We start from the raw sequence: 20592 nt of genomic DNA, 5'->3' as shown, positions 1-20592 counted from the left end.
CGTCGCCGGTCAGCCCATGTGGGGGTACGTGTGGTCGGTCGGCGGCACGAAGGTCTCCTTGATCGTCCGCGGCGAGATCCAGCGGACCAGGTTGAGCCAGGAGCCGGCCTTGTCGTTGGTGCCGCTGGCCCGGGCGCCGCCGAAGGGCTGCTGCCCGACCACCGCGCCGGTCGGCTTGTCGTTGATGTAGAAGTTGCCGGCCGCGTACCGCATGCGCTCGCCGACCGCGTCGACCACCCGGCGGTCGGTGGCGAACACCGAGCCGGTCAGCGCGTACGGGGCGATCGACTCGGCCTGCGCGACCACCTCGTCGAAGCGGGCGTCGTCGAACACGTGCACGCCCAGGATCGGCCCGAAGTACTCGGTGGTGAAGGTCTCGTGCGCCGCGTCGCCGCACTCGAACAGCGTCGGCCGGACGAAGTAGCCGATCGAGTCGTCGGCGGTGCCACCCGCCAGCACCCGGCAGCTGTCGTCACCGGCGATCAGGTCCAGCGCGGCGGTGTGCCGGGCGAACGCCTTGTCGTCGATCACCGCGCCGCCGAAGTTGCTGAAGTCGGCCACGTCGCCGTAGGTCAGCGACTCGGTGGTCGCGGCCAGCCGGTCCCGCAGCCCACCCTCCCAGATCGAGCGCGGCACGTACGCCCGCGACGCCGCCGAGCACTTCTGGCCCTGGTACTCGTAGGCACCGCGGATCAGCGCCGTGTGCAGGGCGTCGACGTCGGCGCTGGTGTGCGCGACCACGAAGTCCTTGCCGCCGGTCTCGCCGACCAGGCGCGGGTAGCCCCGGTACCGGGCGATGTTGTCGCCGACGGTCCGCCACAGCTGCTGGAAGACCTTCGTCGAACCGGTGAAGTGGATGCCGGCCAGGTCCGGGTCGGCGAGCACGACGTCGGAGACCTCCTCGCCCCGGCCGGTGACCATGTTGATCACGCCGGGCGGCAGGCCGGCGGCCTCGAACAGCCGCATGGTGAAGTGCGCGGCGAACTGCTGGGTCGGGCCCGGCTTCCAGATCACCGTGTTGCCCAGCAGGGCCGGCGCCGACGGCAGGTTGCCGGCGATGGCGGTGAAGTTGAACGGGGTGACCGCGTAGACGAAGCCCTCCAGCGGGCGGTGGTCGAAGCGGTTCCAGACGCCCGGCGAGGAAGCCGGCTGCTCCTCCAGCAGGCGACGGGCGAAGTGCACGTTGAACCGGAGGAAGTCGATGAACTCGCACGCCGAGTCGATCTCCGCCTGGATCGCGGTCTTCGACTGGCCGAGCATCGTGGCGGCGTTGAGGGTGTCGCGCCAGGGGCCGGCGAGCAGCTCGGCGGCGCGCAGGAAGATCGCGGCGCGCTCCTCGAAGGGCAGCGCCCGCCACATCGGGGCGGCGTCCTTGGCCGCCTTGATCGCGGCGCGGGCGTCGTCGTGGGTGGCGTGACCTGTCACGCCCAGCACGTGCGCGTGCCTGTGCGGCTGCACCACGTTGATCGGGTCACCGGCGGCCATCCGCTGCTCACCGCCGATGGTCATCGGCAGGTCGATGCGCTCGGCGGCGAGCTCGGTCAGCCGCCGCTGGAGCCGGTCCCGGTCGGGGCTGCCCGGCTCGTAGTTGCGAACCGGCTCGTTGCGCGGCTCGGGAACGGAGAACACGGCATCCATCAAGGCTCCTGGCGATCTCGACAGCAGTGGCGAAACCGGACCCGCGGGCACCGACCGGACGGCCGGACACCGGACGCCGCACGGACGGGCCGAGCAGCGGCGGGACCTCCGACGATTCTCCCATGAGGGGCCGCGCACCCCACCTCCGCCACCTGCCTCCGCCAAGGACCGCCCCACCCCTCCTCCCCTTACCGATCGGGCTCGATCCCGACGCCCCGCCCGCACATCGGGCAGCCGCATCCGGCGACCCCGTGGACGACACACCGGGACGTCCTCGGAGATCCTGGCCGGCCCTACCCGTCGTGGCCGTCCCGGGGCGGCGGACGGCTCAGCGGAGCCGCGTACCCTGAATGGTCGGTGACCTGCCGCCTCGAAGGGGAGACGATGACCAAGCAGCCCGGCCGCGTCCCGGCCGCGGAGTCGGACGAGGCGGCGGACGACGCGGCCAGCCCCAACAGCCGGCCGGTGCCCGCGCCCGGCGCGGCGGTGCTCGCGCTGCTGGCGCTCGGGTGGCTGACCGCCATGCTCTGGTCCACGCGGGAGGCCATCACCTCGGCGGCGGCCGGTGTCACGGCGATCAGTCTCTCCGCGTTCGCCCTACCCGGCGTGATCTCGGCCGCGCTGGTGGCCGGGGCGGCCGTCGCGCTGGCCGGCGGCAATCTGCTGGCACGCCGGTACGGCGACTGGGCCACCCTGCGCTTCGCCGGGGCGATCGGCGGCGGAATGCTGGTCGGGCTTGCCGCCGCGCTGGCGATCAACCTCACCTACTTCGACACCTCGACCACCAACGTGATCGCCGGCACCACCGCGGCCGCGGCGATCATCGGCGGCGCGGTGGCTGGCGCGCGGACCGCCCCGGCGGTCGGTGCGGTCGTGACCGCCGCGCTGGGCACGCTGGTCTTCGTGGTCGCGTTCAGCCGCGCCCGGGACCCACTGTTCGACCTGTTCGGGGCCGGCGACAGCCAGCAGTCGTTGGTCGACGCGGCCAAGTGGGTGTCCCGCACCGAGTCGCTCGTCGCCGGGCTGTTGGCCGGGCTGCTCGCCTTCGGCTACCTGACCTGGTCGCGGCGTCGGGCCGTGCGCCGCGATCCCGCGGCCCCGGCACTGCGCTGGCCGGCGTACCTGCTCGCCGGCGCCGGGCCAGGGCTGCTCCTGCTGCTCGCCGAGGTGATCATCCGAATCGGCGGCCGGTCGTTGCTCGATCTCGCCAGCGCGCTCAGCGAGGCGGACGCGGTGGCGCAGACTTCGCTGGGCACCTCGCGGGTGGACAACGGCATCTGGGTGCTCTTCGTGGGGGCGCTGACCGCGCTCATCGCGTTCGGCCGCACGCTCGGCCCCAGCCACACCGATGATGACGAACCGGCCGGCGGCACGGACACCGGTGCGGACCGGGTCGACCCGGAGGACGAGCCCACCCCGGCCGAGGCGTTCGACGCGGACCCGGCCAAGGCGGATCCGGCCCGCTGACGTCGGCCGGCGACTGGTGCCCGCTCAGCTGGCAGCGCGTAGCAGCAGGTCCAGCTCTGTCACGTCGTACCACTCCAGCTCGTGGTCCTCGGCGCCGTCGACGGTGAACTGGGCGTCGGGGTCGCCAGCGGCCGCCTCGGCCACCACGTCGGCCGCCGCGGCGACCTCCTCGACCGCGTCCGCGCCGTCCACGTGGATGGCCGCGACGGCACCCACCGGCACGGCGCCGGCCAGAGTCACCGTGCTGGAGCCCAGCTCGCCGTCGCCTCGCCCGAGCGCGCCCGGCGGCAGGTCGACCGAGACGACGACCCGGCGGCGGGGCGCGGTCGGATCGGCCCGGAGCAGGTGCAACGCGTCCTGGGCGGCCCGGGTGAACGCGACGTACTCCAGCTCCTCCTCGTCGCCCTCGGCGTACCACTCTCGCAGCGCCGGAGTCACCGCGTGCGCCTGGTCGGCGGCCAGCCCCTCCTCGCGCAGTCGGGTCAGCATCGGTACGGTCGCCGGCACGTACACCCGGACAAGCTCGTCGGTCACCGGTCGTCTCCCCGCTTCGTCCTCCACCGGCGGCCGCCGGCACGGGCGCAGATCATGCCGCACGCCGTGACCGTCATACACCCCGGCTCCGGCCGGTGGAAGTTCCCGGCCGGTGTGTCCGCGCGGTTGGGTCTGCCGCCGAGTCGTCCGGGGTGCTGGGCGGCCGGAGCTGTCGATGGCAAACTGAGCCAAACGCCATCAACCCCGGGAGTTTCTGTGGAGCCGAGGTTCCTGCTGCTCTCCGACGTCGCCACCGAGCTGAACGTGTCGGACTCGCAGGTCTACCACATGGTGCGCAGCGGTGAACTGCCGGCGATCAAGATCGGTGGACGCGGCCAGTGGCGCGTGGAGCGTGCGCGTCTGGAGGAGTACATCGCGCGCAAGTACGACGAGACCGCGGACTGGGTGCAGAGCAATCCACTGATCGACCGCGACCCGGAGTAGCCGCCACGCTCCACCCCACAGCCCAGCCCGCCAGCCTGGCCTGGCCGGATGATCCACTCCAGGGCGGCGATGTCGGGGTGTCCAGACGGCTCGGATGCCGCGACATCGGCAAAACGGTGTCGATCACGCTCGCGCGGCGGCCCACCCTCCACCGGAGGCATTGACCGGGGCCACCCCATCACCGACAATCGATGTCGTCGGAGGCAAACGAAAGCAAACGCAAGATCAAGGAGGCGGCGATGAGCGAGGCGCGACCCGGCCCTTCCCGACCACCCGTGCGGCTGCGTCCCGTCCCGCCCATCGACCCTCCGTACGCGGACGAGACCGACGGGTCGTACTGGCCGGCGCCCACCCACGGTCAGCTCGCCCTCGACCTGTTCGCCTCGACCCGGCCAGACCCGGTCCGGCCACCGGAGCGCCGGGCCTTCCGCCCGGTGCCCAGCCGGTCCACCACCCACCCGGTCACGCCGTTGCCCCCGGCGACCGTCCCGGAGGCCACCCGAGCCGCTCACCGTTTCGTCGGCACCTGTCTGGAGGTGGTCAACGGCTACCGTTCGCCGGCGCAGATACGGGCACTGCTCGACCCGACCCGGGCGGGTGACCTGTTGACCGAGCTGGCCCGCGCGTCCGGGCGAGCCGGGGCACCTCGTCGCCGCGCCGGACGGCCGGTGGTCCGGTTGCTCCGCCTGCGAGTCTGCGAGCCCCGGGAGGCCGCCGTGGAGGCGGCGGCGGTCCTCACCGGCGCGGGCGGTCGCAGCTGGGCGCTGGCGCTCCGCCTGGAGCATCGCCGAGGTCGGTGGCTCTGCACCGCCCTGCACATCCTCTGACCACAGGGCCCGCAGGCGCCGACCCGGGCGCGCCAACCCGGGCACCCCACCCCGTGCCCCAGCCCCGCGCGGGCCCACCCCGCGCGCCCAGCCCCGCGCCGGCCACCCCGCACGCCCCCAACCCGCACGCCCCCAACCCGCGCGGGGTTGATCGACTCGGGTTCCGGGAAGTCGGGCCATCGGCCTGTCGCGGACACCCCGACTTCCTTGGAGATCGTCGGGCGCGGCCGCGTACCCGGCTGGGCCGCGAGGAGCTGGAGACGCCGACGGGCCCCGGCCATGTCGGCCGGGACCCGTCGGTCAGGTGCTGTCGGTCAGTTGCCGCCGTTGGGGGCGCCGTGGCAGCGCTTGTACTTACGACCCGAGCCACACGGGCACGGGGCGTTGCGGGACGGGCCGTTGCTCGCCTCCGCCTGGTTCGGTGCCGGCCGACGGGAGGCGGCCGACGGAACCGCCGGGCCGCGCAGCCCGGAGGCCGGTCGCTGCGGGCTGGACGGCGCGCTCTGACCCGGCGCCGCCGGAGCACCCGGGGCCGGTCGGCCCACACCGAGCGCCGGAGCCTGCTGCTCGGCCTGCTCCACCGCAACGGCGCCAGGGCTGGCCTCGCCGTCGATGGTGGGAGCGGAGTATTGCAGGCCCTGCCGCTGCGGAGCGCGGTTGAGACCCTTCGCCCGGATCTCCACCGGCTTGTCGAGCAGCGCGACCTCTTCCGCCCCCGCCTCCGGCTCCGGTTCGGTCACCTGGACGTCGACGTTGTAGAGGAAGCCGACCGTCTCCTCCTTGATGCCCTCCATCATGGTGGCGAACATGTCGAAGCCCTCGCGCTGGTATTCCACCACCGGGTCGCGCTGGGCGTACGCCCGAAGGTTGATGCCCTCCTGGAGGTAGTCCATCTCGTAGAGGTGCTCGCGCCACTTACGGTCGATGACCTGGAGCAGCACCATCCGCTCGAGCTGACGAACCCCCTCGGTGCCGACCTGCTCCTCACGCCGGTCGTACGCGGCGTTCGCGTCCTCCTTGAGGCGGGCGACCAGGAAGTCGGCGTCCATGCCGGCCCGGGAGCCGCCGGCCTCCTCCTCCAACTCCTCGATCGTCACGCCGACCGGGTAGAGCTGCCTGAGGCTGGACCAGAGCTGCTCAAGGTCCCAGTCCTCGCCGTAGCCCTCGGAGGTGGCACCCCGCACGTACGCCTCGACGGTGTCGTCGATCATGTTGCGGACCTGGTCGGAGAGGTCCTCACCGTTGAGCACCCGGAGCCGCTCCGCGTAGACGACCTGGCGCTGCTTGTTGAGCACCTCGTCGTACTTGAGCACGTTCTTGCGGATCTCGGCGTTCTGGCCCTCGATCTGGGCCTGGGCGCTCTTGATCTGCCGGGTGACCATCTTCGACTCGATGGGCACATCCTCCGGGATGTTGAAGCGCTCCATCACCGCCTCGACCGCGCCGGCCCGGAAGCGCCGCATCAGCTCGTCCTGCAGGGACAGGTAGAAACGGGACTCGCCCGGGTCACCCTGCCGGCCGGCACGACCACGCAGCTGGTTGTCGATCCGCCGTGACTCGTGCCGCTCGGTGCCCAGCACGTAGAGGCCACCCGCTGCGGCGACCTCGTCCGCCTCGGCGTCGCAGGCCTGCTTCCACGTGGGCAGGACCTCCTCCATCGCCTTGGCGTACTCCTCCTCGTTCTCCAGCGGGTCGAGGCCGCGCTGGCGCAGCTCGTTCGCGGCGAGGAACTCGGCGTTGCCGCCGAGGAGGATGTCGGTGCCGCGGCCGGCCATGTTGGTGGCCACGGTGACCGCGCCCTTACGCCCGGCCTGGGCGACGATCTCGGCCTCCCGGGCGTGGAACTTGGCGTTCAGCACGTTGTGCGGGATGCCCCGTCGGCGCAGCAGCTGGGACAGGATTTCGGAGTTTTCCACCGAGACGGTGCCGACGAGCACCGGCTGACCCATCTGGTGCCGCTCGGCGATGTCCTCGATGACCGCGTTGAACTTGGCCTTCTCCGTCTTGTAGATGACGTCCGGCCGGTCTTCGCGAACCATCGGGCGGTGGGTCGGGATGGTCACGACGCCGACCTTGTAGACCTTGTTGAACTCGCTCGCCTCGGTCTGCGCCGTACCGGTCATCCCGGACAGCTTCTCGTAGAGGCGGAAGTAGTTCTGGAGGGTGATCGTGGCCAGGGTCTGGTTCTCCTGCTTGATCTCCACCCCCTCCTTGGCCTCGATCGCCTGGTGCATGCCCTCGTTGTAGCGACGGCCGTGCAGGATGCGACCGGTGAACTCGTCGACGATCAGGACCTCACCGTCGCTGACGATGTAGTCCTTGTCGCGCTTGTAGAGCTCCTTGGCCTTGATGGCGTTGTTGAGGTAGCCGACCAGCGGAGTGTTCACCGACTCGTACAGGTTGTCGATGCCGAGCCGGTCCTCGACCTTGGCGACACCGCGCTCGGTCACCGCGATGGTGCGCTTGGAGTGGTCGACCTCGTAGTCGCCCTCGCCGTCGGTGCCGGGCTGGAGCCGGGCCACCACGCCGGCGAACTCGCCGTACCAGCGGGCGGAGTGCTCGGCCGGGCCGGAGATGATCAGCGGGGTGCGTGCCTCGTCGATCAGGATGGAGTCGACCTCGTCGACCACGGCGAAGTTGTGGCCGCGCTGGACCAGCTCGTCCTTGGACCAGGCCATGTTGTCGCGCAGGTAGTCGAAGCCGAACTCGTTGTTGGTGCCGTAGGTGATGTCGCACTCGTAGGCGGCCTTGTGCTCGCTGGCCGGCCGGTTGGGCAGCACCACGCCGACGGTCAGCCCGAGGAACTCGTGCACCCGACCCATCCACGCCGCATCACGCTGGGCGAGGTAGTCGTTGACCGTGATCACGTGGACGCCCTTGCCGGACAGCGCGTTGAGATAGACGGCCATGACCGAGGTCAGCGTCTTACCCTCACCGGTCTTCATCTCGGCGATGTTGCCGAAGTGCAGCGCTGCGCCGCCCATCACCTGGACGTCGTACGGGCGCTGGCCGAGCACCCTGGCAGCCGCCTCGCGGGCCACCGCGAACGCCTCCGGCAGCAGGTCATCGAGGGTTTCGCCCTCGTCGAGCCGCTCCCGGAACTGTTCGGTCATGCCGGCCAGTTCCTCGTCGGTGAGGTTGACGTAGTCGTCCTCGATCGAGCTGACGGCGGCGGCGATGGCCTTGAGCCGGCGCACCATGCGGCCCTCGCCCGCGTTAAGGACCTTTTCCAGAATCGACACGGATCAACGCTCCCCTAGACAGTCTCGAACCATCGTAGGCGCTCCATCGGCGCGATGGTCACTGGTGGCGCTGGTCCACCCCGCCGAACCCGACATAACTCGCGTCCTGCGCTCACCCCAACGTTATCCGGTTACGCCGTCGGCGAACGCTGCGGCAGGATGCACGAGTGGAGCCCGTGGAGATCATTGAGGACGGCGTGCTGCTGCGCCCCTGGCGGGGGGCCGACGCCGAGGCCGTACACCGCGCATGCCAGGACCCGGACATCCAGCGCTGGACCACCGTGCCGCGCCCATACCTACCGGAACACGCCCACGGGTTCGTCACCGAGTTGAGCGAACGGGCCTGGGCGGAGGGCACCGCAGCGCCGCTCGCGGTCTGCGACCCGGCGACCGGTGATCTGCTCGGCTCGTGCGGGTTGATCTCCATCGACCGCGCCGGCACCGGTGAGATCGGCTACTGGACGGCCCCGTGGGCGCGCGGGCGGGGCGTGACCGTCCGGGCCGTCCGGGCGGTGGCCCGCTGGTCCTTCGAGACGCTCGGGCTGCGCCGGCTGATCTGGCAGGCCGAGGTGGGCAACCACGCCTCCCGGCTGGTCGCGCTCCGGGCCGGCTTCCGGATCGACGGCCGGCTGCGGCTGGCCGACCCGGCGCTGTCCCTCGGCGCGGACGGCTGGATCGGGTCCCTGCTGCCCGGCGAGGTGCCCGCTCCCGGGGTCACCGGGCCCGCCGGTCCGGGCACCCTGGCCGCCCGGCGGGCCGCGGTCTTCGGCCGCCCACAGCCGGTCCTGTTCGCCACCGCCGGCGGCGGTGAGCTGCGACTGCGGCCGATGGAGGAGCGGGACCTGGACGCCGTGGTGCAGACCTGCCGCGATCCGGAGACCATCCGCTGGACCACCGTGCCGGACCCGTACGAGCGCGCCGACGCGCAGGGCTACCTGGTCTACAGCCGGGACACCTGGGCCCGGGGAGACTCCGCCTGCTTCGTGGTCGCCGACCCGGACGACCGGTACGCGGGCTCGATCGACCTGCGGCTCTCCCCCTCTGACCCGCTGCTGGCGGACGTGGGATTCATGGCCGCCCCGACGGCCCGTGGCCGGGGCTACCTGCCGGCCGCGCTGATCGGGCTGAGCGCCTGGGGCTTCAGCACGCTGGGCCTGGCCCGGATCGAGTGGAAGGCGAACGTGGGCAACACCGCCTCCCGCCGGGTGGCGGAGAAGGCCGGCTTCACGTTCGAGGGGACCGCGCGGGGCGGGGTGCAGCACCGGGGCGAGCGTGTCGACGTGTGGGTGGCCGCGCTGCTCGCCAAGGACCTGGGATGACTCTGTCACCGGTCGTCGAGGCGCACGGTGTGCGGCTGCGCCCGTTCCGCGTCGAGGACACCGCCGACGTGGTCGACGGCTTGGCAGATCCGGTCAGCCAACGGTTCATGTCGGGCCTGCCGTCCCCGTACACCGAGGTCGACGCCCGCTGGTGGATCGACGCCGGCGCCCCGGCGGCCTGGACCGGCGGCGGCGCCGCGTACGCCGTCGCCGACCCGGCCACCGACCGGCTGCTCGGCACGATCGGTCTCAGCAATCCGGTGCCCGTGCGGGGCCAGGCCGAGATCGGCTACTGGGTGCGGCCGGCGGCGCGCGGTCGCGGGGTCGCCACCGCGGCCACCCGCGCGTTGAGCGAACACGCGTTCGGCACCGGGACCGCTCGGCTGGAGTTGCTCACCCACCCACAGAACGCGTCCAGCCAGCAGGTCGCGTTGGCCTCCGGCTTCCGCTACGAGGGGTCGCGCCGGTCGGCCGGGTCCGGCCGCGACGGAGGCCGCCACGATCTGCTGGCCTGGGTACGCCTCGCCGGCGACCCGCCCGGACCGACGGCCCGGCTGCTGCCCGACCTGCCCGGCGGGGTGCTCACCGATCAGGTGGTGGCGCTGCGCCGGCTCGCACCGGACGACGCGGAGATGGTGTACCGGCTGCACAGCCGGCCCGAGGTGGTGGCGAACCAGGCGCCGCCGGTGCCGCCGGAGCGGGCGGCGATCGAGCGGCGCTGCATGCTCGCGGAGAGCGGGTGGCTGACCGGCGAGATCGCCCGGCTGCTGATCACCGACGTGGCCACGGGCGAACCGGCGGGCAGTTGCGGGTTGTCGTACACGGATGTGGCCGGCGGCGAGGCTTCGCTGGGCTACGCGTTGCTGCCCGACTGGCGTGGCCGGGGGTACGCGACCCGGGCGGTCCGACTGCTCGCCGGCTGGGCGTTCGGCCCGGCCGGTATCGCCCGGATCACCGCCGGGACCGTGCCGGAGAACACCGCCTCGCACCGCGTGCTGGAGCGGGTCGGCTTCCACCGGGAGGCCCTGCAGCGGGCCCGGCTCCCCGGCCTGGCCGGCACCCGCCTCGACGACCTGACCTTCGCTCTGCTACCCGCCGACCTCCGCTGACGATCATGGAGTTGTGGTGGGGTACGCCAACCGTGAACCGGTGCGAACCGCCCACCACAACTCCATGATCCACGCGGGTCAGGCCCCGGTCAGGTGGCGAGGGAGATGATGCCGTAGTCGTACGCGTGGCGCCGGTAGACGACGCTGGGACGGCCGGACTCCTTGTCCTGGAACAGGTAGAAGTCGTGGCCGACAAGTTCCATCTCGAACAGGGCGTCGTCGATCGTCATCGGCTCCGCCGGGTGCACCTTCTCCCGGGCGATGTGCCACGGCTGCTGGTCGTCGTACTCCTCCTCGACCCGCTCCGCGACGGCGGTGCCGGCGCGGGCGCCGTCACCCGGCGCGTTGAGCGGGGCGACCACCAGGTCCGCGACCGGCAGGCCCGCGGTGGCCTCGGCGACGGAGATCGGCGCGTGTCGACCCCGGTGTACGCGACGGCGGTCGGCCGCGCGGCGCAGGCGGGTGTCGAGCTTCGCGATGGCCGCGTCGAGTGCGCTGTAGAAGTCGTTCGTGCAGGCCTCGGCCCGGATCACCGGGCCCCGGGAAACGCAGGTGATCTCCACCCGCTGGCAGTGGTCGGCTTGGCGCGGATTGCGCTCGTGGAACAGCTCGACATCGACACGAATAAGCTTGTGGTCGTAGCGTTCGATCTTTGCGAGTTTCTCGGCTACGTGCACCCGGTAATGGTCCGGCACTTCGACGTTTCGGCCCTTGACCACGATGTCCACGTGACCTCCCTTGTTCGGACGGTCTTCGATCCGGCAAACCCGGTCGCGCGCCGTGGGGAGACCCGCTGGCGTCGACCGGTTGGTACGGCTACGCCTCCTCTCACCGTCGGAGGCGGGTGGAACGACCTCCTACCCCCGACAGCAAAACGCTAACTCCTGTTTGCCCGGCAGTCACCCCATGTTGCTGAGACCACCCAGAATTTTTCGCAGCTCATACACCAAGGGGTGAAACGGAAACACGATCGGTTACGACTGGTGCCTTTTCTCGGTCGCCGCGAGCACCACGGCAACACTCGGTTGCCACCCGGTCGCGGTCAGCACCCTGGCTGCGGCGGCCAGGGTGACGCCGGTGGTGACGATGTCGTCCAGCAGCACCACGAGCGGTGCCGCGCCCGCGGCACGACCCCCGCTCGGCGCTGTGGAGCGGGGCTGGAACGCGGCGTCGGCCGCCGCCGCCCGCCCGGCGCTGTCCAGGGTGACCGAGTCGGGCCGGGGCAACGCACGCAGCGGACGGTGTACCCGCACCGCCCAGCCGCCCCGGCTGAGCCGGGCCGCACAGTGCCGGGCCAGCCGGTCCAGGTGGTCGCCGTAACGGGACCGGGCTGCCGCCGCGGTGTCCGGGACCGGGACCAGCGCGAGCGGACGAGCCACGCCGACCGCCGCCACGACGACCTCAGCGAGCAGGGCGCCGAGCGGGCGGGCCAGGCCATGCCGGCCGTGTTCCTTGTACGCCAGCAGGGTCTCCCGCAGCGGGCCGGCGTACGGGCCGAGTGCGACGCAGGACGGCAGGCCCGGCGGGGCGGGGGTGGGGCGGACGGACCGTGGGCGCAGCGCGCCCAGCGCTCCGACACAGGCCGGGCAGACCCCGTGCCGCAGGCCGGGCCGACGCTCCCGACAACCCGCACAGTCGACGGGCAGCACCAGGTCGGCGAAGTCCGCCCAGAGCCCGCGCACGGCGTCAGTAGAGGAAGAACGGTGCCGACGGGTTGCTCGGGCGGACGCCGGCCGGCACCGGGGCGATGCCCCGCACACGGTCAGGCTCGATCCGCTCGAAGGGGCTGCTGCGGTAGGCCACCCCGTTCGCCTCGTACATGTACGCCCCGCTGGGCACCCGCACGCTGCGGTTGGTCGGGTACGCCGTCAGGTGGTTGACCTTGGCTCCCACGTCGGTCCGCAGGGGCGTCTCCAGAGCGCCGTCCACGCTGATCTCGTAGATCGCCTGCTGACCCGCCGACCCGGCCACCACCAGCCGGTCCTCCCTGCCCCAGTCGACCGCCGTGAGGCCGGTCAGCGAGGTGGCCAGCTGGCGGGGTGGACCGATGGAGACGCCGCCGCCGTCCGGGTTGACCGCCGCGACGTAGAGCCGGCCGCCGACGATCAGCGCGACCCGCTGACCGTCCAGCGCGGCGGCCACCGCGGTGACCTTGGCGGAGGGCAGGTTGAGCGGCACCGGGTACATCCGGGCCGCCTCGTCGAACCGGTACAGCTGCCCGTCGGCCACGACCAGGCCCCGGCCGGGACGGGAGTCGACCGTACGCAGCCAGACCGGGCGGCTGATCGAGGAGTATTCGGCATCGCTGCGGCTGATCACGGAGACCGGTTCGATGCCCGTGCCCACCGCGAGTCGTTGCCGGCTCTTGCTGCCGGTCACCACCATCGCGGCGAGGATCCGCCGGTCCTTGGCCAGCGCGAGGTCGGCGGAGACGATGGTGCGGTTGACCTCGGGCGCCAGCGGCACCACGCCGCTGAGCTCACCGTCGAAGTCGAGCGGGTGGATCGCGCCCTCGTACACGCCGAACCGCTGCGGGCTCGCGATGTTCGGGTAGAGCTGCTGGGAGTTCCGCCGCTCGTTCAGATCCTGTACGGGTTGCGAGTTGTTGCGGACCCTCAACTCCAGTTCGCCCGGCAGGTCACCCAGCGACCAGGCGAGTTGGGTGATCAGCTGGTCGATCCCGTGCTGGTCGTCACCGGACATGTCCAGGTTGACCTCCCACCGGCCATTCGCGCCGGTGGCGTTGTTGATCAGCTCGGTGCGGTCGGGCAGCCCGACGACACCCGGGCGCAACCAGTCGGACGGACCACCGACCAGCCACTTCACCACTTCGTTGACCCGGCGCTCGTCCGGCACCGCCAGTGGCCGGTAGCGCTGGTCGGGCACCAGCCGGGTGCGGTCGGAACTCCAGAAGTAGATCGACTCATCCTGGTAGTACTGCTTGAGGGCGATGTCGCTGAGCAGCAGCACGTTCGGCGGGTCGAGGATGTACAGGCCGGCGCGCTCATCGTTGACGCCGCCGTCGAACGCCGCGCTGCGGAGCCCGAACTCGTACTCCGTCTCGGTCGCGACCGGCGGGGCCAGGATGCCGTTGGCCCGCAGCACCCCGATCTGCTGCACCGTGATCTTCACGGTGGTGGTCTCGTCGCTGTTGAGGGTGTAGACCGCCTCGCGCAGCCGGACCACGTTCAGCGCGACCTCGCTGCCCTTCTTGTCCTGCAGGCGGGGCTTGTGCTCCGGGGCGATGAACGCCTTGACCCGCTCGTACGCCCGGTCCGGCTCGCCGGCGGCGGCGGACAGGAAGTTGCGCACGAACACCTCGTTGGAGCTACCGCTGGCCGTCCTCGTCGGCGGCTCACTGCGCCGGCCGTCGACCACGCCGGCCTCCGTCGCGGCTCCGCCCTTACCGTCCACCCGCACGTCGGACGCCGCCGGAATGCCGCAGCCGGCACCCAGCAGCAACACCACACCGAACGCTCCGAGGAGATTCCGCCGCCTCATGAGCGCACCTCCGCCCGCTGCCCCTCCCCGGCCGGAGCCGGGCCGATCGCCAACGCCCCGCCGGTGCCGGGCCCGATGGCCAGCGGACCACCGTCGCGGGGACCGCCGAACGGCAGCGCGGCGTCGGCCGGCACCAGCCGCAGCGGCGAGGTGGTCAGCCGGTCACCAGCGCGGGCCGGCAGCGTGAGCCGGAACTGCGCGCCCTGCCCGGGAGCACCCCACGCCTCCAGCCAGCCGCCGTGCAGTCGGGCGTCCTCCAGGCTGATCGACAGGCCCAGGCCGGTGCCTCCGGTCTGCCGAGCCCGGGACGGGTCCGCCCGCCAGAACCGGTTGAACACCAACTTCTCCTCACCCACCTTGAGCCCCACACCGCGGTCGCGGACGGTGATCGCCACCGCGGTCTCGTCGATGCCGAGGGTGATCAGCACCGGGCGGGCCTCACCGTGTTCGACGGCGTTGCCGACCAGGTTGCGCAACACCCGCTCGACCCGGCGCGGGTCGACCTCGGCGATCACCGGCGTACCCGGCAGGTCGAGCTCGATCGGTACGCCCACCCGCTCGGCCAGGCCGGCCAGCCGGTCGACCACCCGGTGCACCACCGGAACCAGGTCGGTCGGCTCGGCGTCCAGCATGGCGAAACCCGCGTCGAACCGGCTGATCTCCAACAGGTCGGTGAGCAGCTCCTCGAACCGATCCAGTTCGGCCTGGAGCAGCTCGGCGCTGCGAGCCACCGCCGGGTCGAACTCGTCGCGCTCGGCGAAGATCAGGTCAGCGGCCATCCGGACCGTGGTCAGCGGGGTACGCAGCTCGTGCGAGACGTCGGAGGTGAAGCGCCGTTGCAACCGGGACATCTCCTCCAGGCGCAGGATCTGCCGTTGCAGGTTGGTGGCCATCTGGTTGAACGAGGCGGCGAGCAGGGCGAGGTCGTCTTCGCCGTTGACCACCATCCGCTGGTCGAGCAGGCCGGCGGAGAGCCGCTGGGCGGTCCGTGCGGCGACCCGGACCGGGTTGACCACCAGCCGGGTGACCAACGCCGCGAGCAGCCCGAGCAGGATCACCAGGGCGACCCCGGTGGCCACCACGGTGGCCCGGGCGTCGGCGGCGGTGACGTCCTGCCGGGTCAGCGGCACCAGGTAGTAGAGCTCGATCTGGCCGAAACGGGTGGGCACCGGCGAGCCGTAGACCAGGTATTTGGTGGACTCGCCGGTGAGCCGCCCGGTGCGGATCTGGCTGGCCACCTTGCCGTCGGCGATCGCGGCCCGCAGCTCGGGGCTAATCAGCAGCTGGACGTTCGCGGACGGCGCGGTGCGCGTCTGGATGTCGTTGGGATAGCCGTCGGCGGTGATCGCCACCACCACCCCACTGATCTGCTGGGGGTCGCCGCCGGCCAGATAGTTGACCGTGCCGTCGATGGTCTCCTGGAGCTGCGCCTCCTGCGGCTGGCCGTAGAGGGAGACCTGCTTCGCCGTGTAGCTGGCGCCGCTGATCACCCGCTGCCGGACGTCGCTGCGGGCGTTGTCGAGCAGAATGGTGGTGATCTTGTCAGCGATCAGGAACGCGAAACCACCGACCAGCAGGCTGGAGGCGACCAGTGTGATGGTCACGACCCGGACCTGAAGCGAACGGCGCCAGGTCTGGTGCACCCGGGCCACCACCCGGGCGACCCGGCCGCTCACCGCGCGCCAGAGCTCCCCGCCGGCGCTGGGCCGGCGGGCAGACGTGCTCGGGGAGTGTGGGAGCGGCGAGGTCGACACAGTGCGACCAGGCTATCCGGTCCCCGCCTTGTAGCCCACGCCCCGCACGGTGAGGATGATTTCCGGTCGCTCCGGGTCCGGCTCGATCTTGGCACGCAACCGCTGGACGTGCACGTTGACCAGACGGGTGTCGGCCGCGTGCCGGTAGCCCCACACCTGCTCCAGCAGCACCTCGCGGGTGAAGACCTGACGTGGCTTGCGGGCGAGCGCGACCAGCAGGTCGAACTCCAGCGGAGTCAGCTTCACCTCCTCGTCGTTGCGGCTGACGGTGTGCGCGGGCACGTCGATGGTGATCTGGTTGCCGGGCGGCCCGATGGTCAACATCTCGGGGGCCACGTCCTCACCCCGGCGCAGGCGGGCCCGCATTCGGGCGACCAGCTCCTTGGGCTTGAACGGCTTGACCACGTAGTCGTCGGCACCGGACTCCAGGCCGAGCACGACATCCACCGTGTCGCTCTTGGCGGTCAGCATGACGATCGGCACGCCGGATTCGGCCCGGATCGACCGGGCAACGTCGATACCGCTCATACCGGGCAGCATCAAATCGAGCAGCACGATATCCGGACGACTGTCACGAAACGCCGCCAACGCCCGCTCGCCGTCCGCCACGAACGAGGGCAGGAAGCCCTCGCTGCGCAGCACGATGCCAAGCATCTCGGCGAGCGCGGGGTCGTCGTCGACCACCAGTACGCGGGCTCTCATGGGATTAATATTGCATCCCCGTTCAGTTCGGTGGGACCGGCGTCTGCCGGTAACGGACAGCGCCGCCGACAATCCTGTGCACCGCGACCGCCCGTGGCGGCGGCGCCACGTGCTGCGGCGCCTGGCGACGGATGAGTCCAGGGCCAGGCTGCCACCATGATCCCCCTTTGGCGCCGCCTGGCGCCACCGCAGCCTGGGCCGATCCCGGTGTCGCCATCCAGACGGCCGTCAGCCGAGGAGTGCCCGCCCCCAGTGGTCCCCGCCGTCGCGTACCCCGGGCGGGCAGGCGAACACGCCACTGGACACGTGCCGCAGGTACTCGTTCATCACGTCATGCCGAGCCAACTGGGTCTGGATCGGCACGAACTGGCGACGCGGATCGCGCTGGTAGGCGATGAAGAAGAGCCCTGCGTCGAGCCGTCCGAGGCCGTCCGAGCCGTCGACGAAGTTGTAGCCCCGGCGCAGCAACTGGGCACCGTTGTTCCGGCTCGGGTGGGCCAGCGTGACGTGCGCGTGTTCGGCGATCACGGGCTTGCCGTCCGCGCCCCGCGCGGCGAAGTCCAGCTCGTCGAACTCGTCGGTCCGACCGAGTGGGGCACCGCTGCCCTTGGCCCGGCCGACGATCTCCTCCTGCTCGGCCAGCGAGGTCCGGTCCCAGGTCTCCACCAGCATCCGGATCTTGCGGGTGACCAGGTACGAGCCGCCGATCATCCAGTCCGGTCCGTCGCCCGGCTGCACCCACAGGTGGTCACGCAGCAGATCGGTGTCCTCGGCCTTGAGGTTGGCCGTGCCGTCCTTGAACCCGAACAGGTTGCGCGGGGTGGCCTGGTCGCGGGAGGTCGACGAGGTACGGCCGAAGCCGAGCTGCGACCAGCGGACGCTCACCACGCCCATGCCGAGCCGGGCCAGGTTGCGGATCGCGTGCACCGCCACCTGCGGATCGTTGGCGCACGCCTGCACACAGAGGTCGCCGCCGGAGAGCTGCGGCTGCAACGCGTCGCCGGGGAACTTCGGCAACTCGACGAGGGCGGCCGGCCGCCGGTCGGCGATACCGAAACGGTCCCGGCCCTCGGCGTCGCGGAACAGCGTCGGCCCGAAGCCGATCGTCAGGGTGAGCTGCGACGGGGGCAGACCGAGCGCCTCGCCGGTGTCGTCCGGCGGGGCCTCCGGCATCCCGCCGACCGCGCCGAGCACCCCGGCGTCCCGCCCCGCGGTCATCCGAGCGGCGGCGGCCGTCCACTCCTCGAGCAGCTCGGCCAGCCGGGCCCGGTCCTTGGTGATCACGTCGAAGGCGACGAAGTGCAGCCGGTCCTGCGCGGGGGTGACGATGCCGGCCTGGTGTGAACCGTGAAACGGCACCGCCCCGGCCGGGTGGTCACTCGCCGCGGCCGGGCCACGGGAGCCGTTCACCAACGCCCCCGCGCCGACCGCCGCCCCGGCGACCCCGGCGACCCCGGCGCCGGCGAGCGTGATCGCCCGCCGGCGGGTCAACCTGCCCTCGCTCATCGAATCGACTCTCTCTGCCATCCGGTCACTTGGCGACGGTCGCGGCGACCTTGCTGATCGGCTCGGCGAGCGCGTTGATGCCGTCGGAAAGCTCCTTCAGCTCGGTCTTGCTCAACGCGGTGTGCAGCTTCCACCCGTCGCCGGCGCGGTGCTTGCCGAGCAGCGCCTCGACGTTGGCGAACTCGGTGTCCAACTGCTTGACCAACTCCGGCGAGCGCTGCTCGAGCGCCGGGCGGAGGGCCGACACGGCGGCCTTGGAACCTTCGAGGTTGGCGGCGAAGTCCCACAGGTCGGTGTGCGAGTAGCGGTCCTCCTCGCCGGTGATCTTGCCGCTGGCCACCTCGTCGAGCAGTTCCTTGGCGCCGTTGGCGAGCTGCAGCGGGGAGAGTTTCTCGGCGTTGGCCTTGGCCACGATCTCCTTGACATCGACCAGCAGCCGATCGGCGATCGGGCCGTCCTTGCTGATGTCGCCGGACTGCCAGAGGTCCTTCTCGATCCGGTGGAAGCCGGTGAACTCCATCCCCTCCTCGATGACCTCCTCCCGGCCGTCGATCTTGGGGTCGAGGTCGCCGAAGATCTCGGCCACCGGCTCGATCCGCTCCCAGTAGGTGCGGGCGACCGGGTAGAGCGCCTTGGACTTCGCCACGTCGCCGGCCTTGACCGCGGCGACGAACTCCTCGGTCTTGTCCAGGAGTGCGACGGTCTGGCTCTTGACGTAGCGCTGGTAGTTGTCGGTGGCGTCACTCAACGCGGCGTCGGCGGTGAGCGGCTGCGCCGACCCGCTGACCTTGAGCGCCCCCCGGATGCCCTTGCCGCTCATCCCGGGCTTGCAGGCCGTCTGGTACGTGCCGGCCGGCAACTCCACGTGCAGCTCACGGCTCAGCCCGGGGGCGATGTTCTCCACCTCGCCCAGCACCCGGTCGCCGTCGGCGTACACGTAGAACTCGGTCACCTTCGCACCGGAGTTGGTGATCTTGAAGGTGGCGGTGCCGGCGCTCAGGTCGGTCGTGCCGACCTCGCAGGCGGTGTCGCTGGCCTTGACCACGATCGGGCCGCCGGCAGCGGCCGGGTCACCCTTGTCGGAGTCGGAGCAGGCGGCCACACCGGCCGTCGCCAGCACGCCGGCAGCGGCCAGCGCGAAAAACTGGGTGCTACGCATCTGAGCTGTCTCTCCTCGTGGGTCAGGCACGCTGCGGCGTGGACGCCGCCTCGGCCTCGGCGCCGGTGTCGGCCCCGCGCTCGGTGACGGTGGTGGGGGTGGTCGCGGTGTCGCTCGCGCCGGTCGTCGGGGCCGCCTCACGCACGGACCCGACCGGTGCCACGACGGGTGCCGGCCTGCGGCGGGTCGGGCGCAGGAAGAGCAGAAGGACCGGCACGGCGTACCCGACCCAGGCCACCGTCTCCAGCACGGTGGGCGCGGGCGTCACGTTGAACATGCCGGCGAGCAGGGCGGCGTACCAGGTGCTCGGGTCGAGCACGCTGGTGATGTCGAAGGCCAGGTTGTTCAGGCCGGGCAGGACAGCGGCCTCCTGGAAGTCGTGCACGCCGTACTTGAGGATGCCGGCGGCGACCAGGATCAGCAGCGCGCCGGTCCAGGTGAAGAACTTGGTGAGGTTGATCCGCAGAGCGCTGGCGTAGAGCAGCACGCCGAGCACCACGGCAGTGGCGATGCCGCCGATCAACGCGAGGAGCGGCCCGGTGTCGCCGGCGGCACCCTGGGCGGCCGAGTAGAAGATCAGCGCGGTCTCCAGGCCCTCCCGGATCACCGCGAGGAAAGCCATGCCGGCGACCGCGAGGGACCCGACGGCCAGCGCCTCGGTGAGCTTGCCCCGCAGGTCACCGGCGATGCTCCGGGCGGCCCGGCGCATCCAGAAAATCATCCAGGTGACGAAGACGACGGCGGCGACGGAGGTGATCGCCTCGAACAACTCCCGGTCCTCGGAGCGGGCCAGCAGCGAGGTCGACGTGTACTCGATCAGCCAGCCGAAGAGCACCGAGAGCGCCACGGCCAGGCCGACGCCCGCCCAGACCTGGGGCAACCGGTCCCGGCGCTGCGACTTCACCAGGAACGCGACCAGGATGCTGACCACCAGGGTGGCTTCCAGGCCCTCCCGCAGGCCGATCAGGTAGGTGGCGAACATCCGATCTCCGAGTCATTAGGCACGCCTCAGCCAACTTAGGGCAGGCATACCTTCCTCCCTGCTCAAGGCCCTCGTCAAGTCGTGCACGACAAGCTCACTCGCGCACGACAGGTCCTCCGACCGCCCGACGGCGGACAGCCTCCGTTCGGCTGTGGAAGGATCCCCGCCGTGAAGGGATTCCTGCCGTGGCTGACGGTGCTGGCGGTGGTGCTGCTGCTCAGCGCTCTGCGCCTGCGGGCGCTGGCCACCGTCGTGTCGGTCGGCTGGCTGGCCTGGTGCATATGGACGTGGTTCCGCCCCGCCCGCCGCGGCCCTCGTTCGGGCTGACCCGCAGAAGCCGGGCCGAGCACCCGGTCCAGAGGCGGGGACGACGAACCGGGCCGGCTGCGAACAGCCGACCCGGTCCGG

General features: G+C 71.6%; 17 protein-coding genes. 6 read left to right on the top strand and 11 right to left on the bottom strand.

All coding sequences use genetic code 11. The features are described from left to right. Nucleotides 1-9 precede the first annotated feature (9 nt). Complete coding sequence (pruA, locus tag ACQEUX_RS32510) at nucleotides 10-1638, bottom strand: L-glutamate gamma-semialdehyde dehydrogenase (RefSeq protein WP_433056588.1); 1629 nt, start codon at nucleotides 1636-1638, stop codon at nucleotides 10-12. A 384-nt stretch (nucleotides 1639-2022) separates the two neighbouring features. Here pruA and ACQEUX_RS32505 point away from each other — a divergent pair, with 384 nt between their 5' ends. Next, on the top strand, nucleotides 2023-3105 hold the full coding sequence (locus ACQEUX_RS32505; protein ID WP_433056586.1) for a hypothetical protein: 1083 nt from the start codon (nucleotides 2023-2025) through the stop codon (nucleotides 3103-3105). A gap of 24 nt (nucleotides 3106-3129) precedes the next feature. Here ACQEUX_RS32505 and ACQEUX_RS32500 read toward each other — a convergent pair whose 3' ends face one another. Next, nucleotides 3130-3639: a DUF6912 family protein gene (locus ACQEUX_RS32500; protein WP_433056584.1), complete on the bottom strand. Its 510-nt coding sequence runs from the start codon at nucleotides 3637-3639 to the stop codon at nucleotides 3130-3132. Between the two features lie 216 nt (nucleotides 3640-3855). Between ACQEUX_RS32500 and ACQEUX_RS32495 the strand changes: the two genes are divergently transcribed. Together ACQEUX_RS32495 and ACQEUX_RS32490 are read left to right on the top strand one after the other, a co-directional pair. Next, nucleotides 3856-4083, top strand: a complete 228-nt coding sequence (locus ACQEUX_RS32495; RefSeq protein ID WP_130407536.1) for a helix-turn-helix domain-containing protein — start codon at nucleotides 3856-3858, stop codon at nucleotides 4081-4083. 239 nt (nucleotides 4084-4322) lie between these two features. Further along, the gene (locus ACQEUX_RS32490) at nucleotides 4323-4910 is read left to right on the top strand and encodes an Rv3235 family protein (protein WP_433056582.1); all 588 of its coding nucleotides are present in this window, start codon (nucleotides 4323-4325) and stop codon (nucleotides 4908-4910) included. 314 nt (nucleotides 4911-5224) lie between these two features. Here ACQEUX_RS32490 and secA read toward each other — a convergent pair whose 3' ends face one another. Further along, nucleotides 5225-8152 (bottom strand): preprotein translocase subunit SecA, encoded by a 2928-nt coding sequence (secA, locus tag ACQEUX_RS32485; protein ID WP_433056580.1) that lies wholly within the window; start codon nucleotides 8150-8152, stop codon nucleotides 5225-5227. A gap of 167 nt (nucleotides 8153-8319) precedes the next feature. Between secA and ACQEUX_RS32480 the strand changes: the two genes are divergently transcribed. Continuing rightward, a complete protein-coding gene (locus ACQEUX_RS32480; RefSeq protein WP_433056578.1) occupies nucleotides 8320-9471 on the top strand; it encodes a GNAT family N-acetyltransferase in 1152 nt (383 codons plus the stop codon). Nucleotides 9472-9473: 2 nt separating this feature from the next. Beyond that, nucleotides 9474-10580 (top strand): GNAT family N-acetyltransferase, encoded by a 1107-nt coding sequence (locus tag ACQEUX_RS32475; RefSeq protein WP_433057305.1) that lies wholly within the window; start codon nucleotides 9474-9476, stop codon nucleotides 10578-10580. Nucleotides 10581-10669: 89 nt separating this feature from the next. Here the strand turns inward: ACQEUX_RS32475 and hpf are convergent, their stop codons facing one another. The 8 genes from hpf to efeU all read right to left on the bottom strand — a co-directional run bounded on the left by hpf (nucleotide 10670) and on the right by efeU (nucleotide 20184). Then, on the bottom strand, nucleotides 10670-11308 hold the full coding sequence (gene hpf, locus ACQEUX_RS32470; RefSeq protein WP_433056576.1) for a ribosome hibernation-promoting factor, HPF/YfiA family: 639 nt from the start codon (nucleotides 11306-11308) through the stop codon (nucleotides 10670-10672). A 246-nt stretch (nucleotides 11309-11554) separates the two neighbouring features. Beyond that, nucleotides 11555-12262 carry a ComF family protein gene (locus tag ACQEUX_RS32465; protein ID WP_433056574.1) on the bottom strand — a complete coding sequence of 236 codons (708 nt, stop codon included), beginning with the start codon at nucleotides 12260-12262 and terminating at the stop codon, nucleotides 11555-11557. A 4-nt stretch (nucleotides 12263-12266) separates the two neighbouring features. Beyond that, nucleotides 12267-14081, bottom strand: coding sequence for an LpqB family beta-propeller domain-containing protein (locus ACQEUX_RS32460; RefSeq protein WP_433056572.1), 1815 nt, complete (start codon nucleotides 14079-14081; stop codon nucleotides 12267-12269). Further along, on the bottom strand, nucleotides 14078-15835 hold the full coding sequence (gene mtrB / locus ACQEUX_RS32455; RefSeq protein ID WP_433056570.1) for an MtrAB system histidine kinase MtrB: 1758 nt from the start codon (nucleotides 15833-15835) through the stop codon (nucleotides 14078-14080). The genes ACQEUX_RS32460 and mtrB overlap by 4 nt, the downstream gene beginning before the upstream one ends. 12 nt (nucleotides 15836-15847) lie before the next feature. Further along, nucleotides 15848-16537, bottom strand: coding sequence for an MtrAB system response regulator MtrA (mtrA, locus tag ACQEUX_RS32450; RefSeq protein WP_007455837.1), 690 nt, complete (start codon nucleotides 16535-16537; stop codon nucleotides 15848-15850). 228 nt (nucleotides 16538-16765) lie between these two features. Then, nucleotides 16766-18043 (bottom strand): iron uptake transporter deferrochelatase/peroxidase subunit, encoded by a 1278-nt coding sequence (gene efeB, locus ACQEUX_RS32445; RefSeq protein ID WP_433056568.1) that lies wholly within the window; start codon nucleotides 18041-18043, stop codon nucleotides 16766-16768. Between the two features lie 25 nt (nucleotides 18044-18068). Beyond that, nucleotides 18069-19202 (bottom strand): iron uptake system protein EfeO, encoded by a 1134-nt coding sequence (gene efeO / locus ACQEUX_RS32440; RefSeq protein ID WP_433056566.1) that lies wholly within the window; start codon nucleotides 19200-19202, stop codon nucleotides 18069-18071. A 22-nt stretch (nucleotides 19203-19224) separates the two neighbouring features. Further along, entirely contained in the window at nucleotides 19225-20184 is a 960-nt protein-coding gene (gene efeU, locus ACQEUX_RS32435; RefSeq protein ID WP_433056564.1) for an iron uptake transporter permease EfeU, read from the bottom strand. A 168-nt stretch (nucleotides 20185-20352) separates the two neighbouring features. Here efeU and ACQEUX_RS32430 point away from each other — a divergent pair, with 168 nt between their 5' ends. After that, a complete protein-coding gene (locus tag ACQEUX_RS32430) occupies nucleotides 20353-20511 on the top strand; it encodes a hypothetical protein (protein ID WP_433056562.1) in 159 nt (52 codons plus the stop codon). Nucleotides 20512-20592 lie beyond the last annotated feature (81 nt).

This window comes from Micromonospora sp. CA-259024, from assembly GCF_050936255.1.
Lineage (GTDB): Bacteria > Actinomycetota > Actinomycetes > Mycobacteriales > Micromonosporaceae > Micromonospora.
The sequence above is the reverse complement of the archived record's forward strand: the minus strand, read 5'-3'. Positions and strand labels throughout refer to the sequence as shown.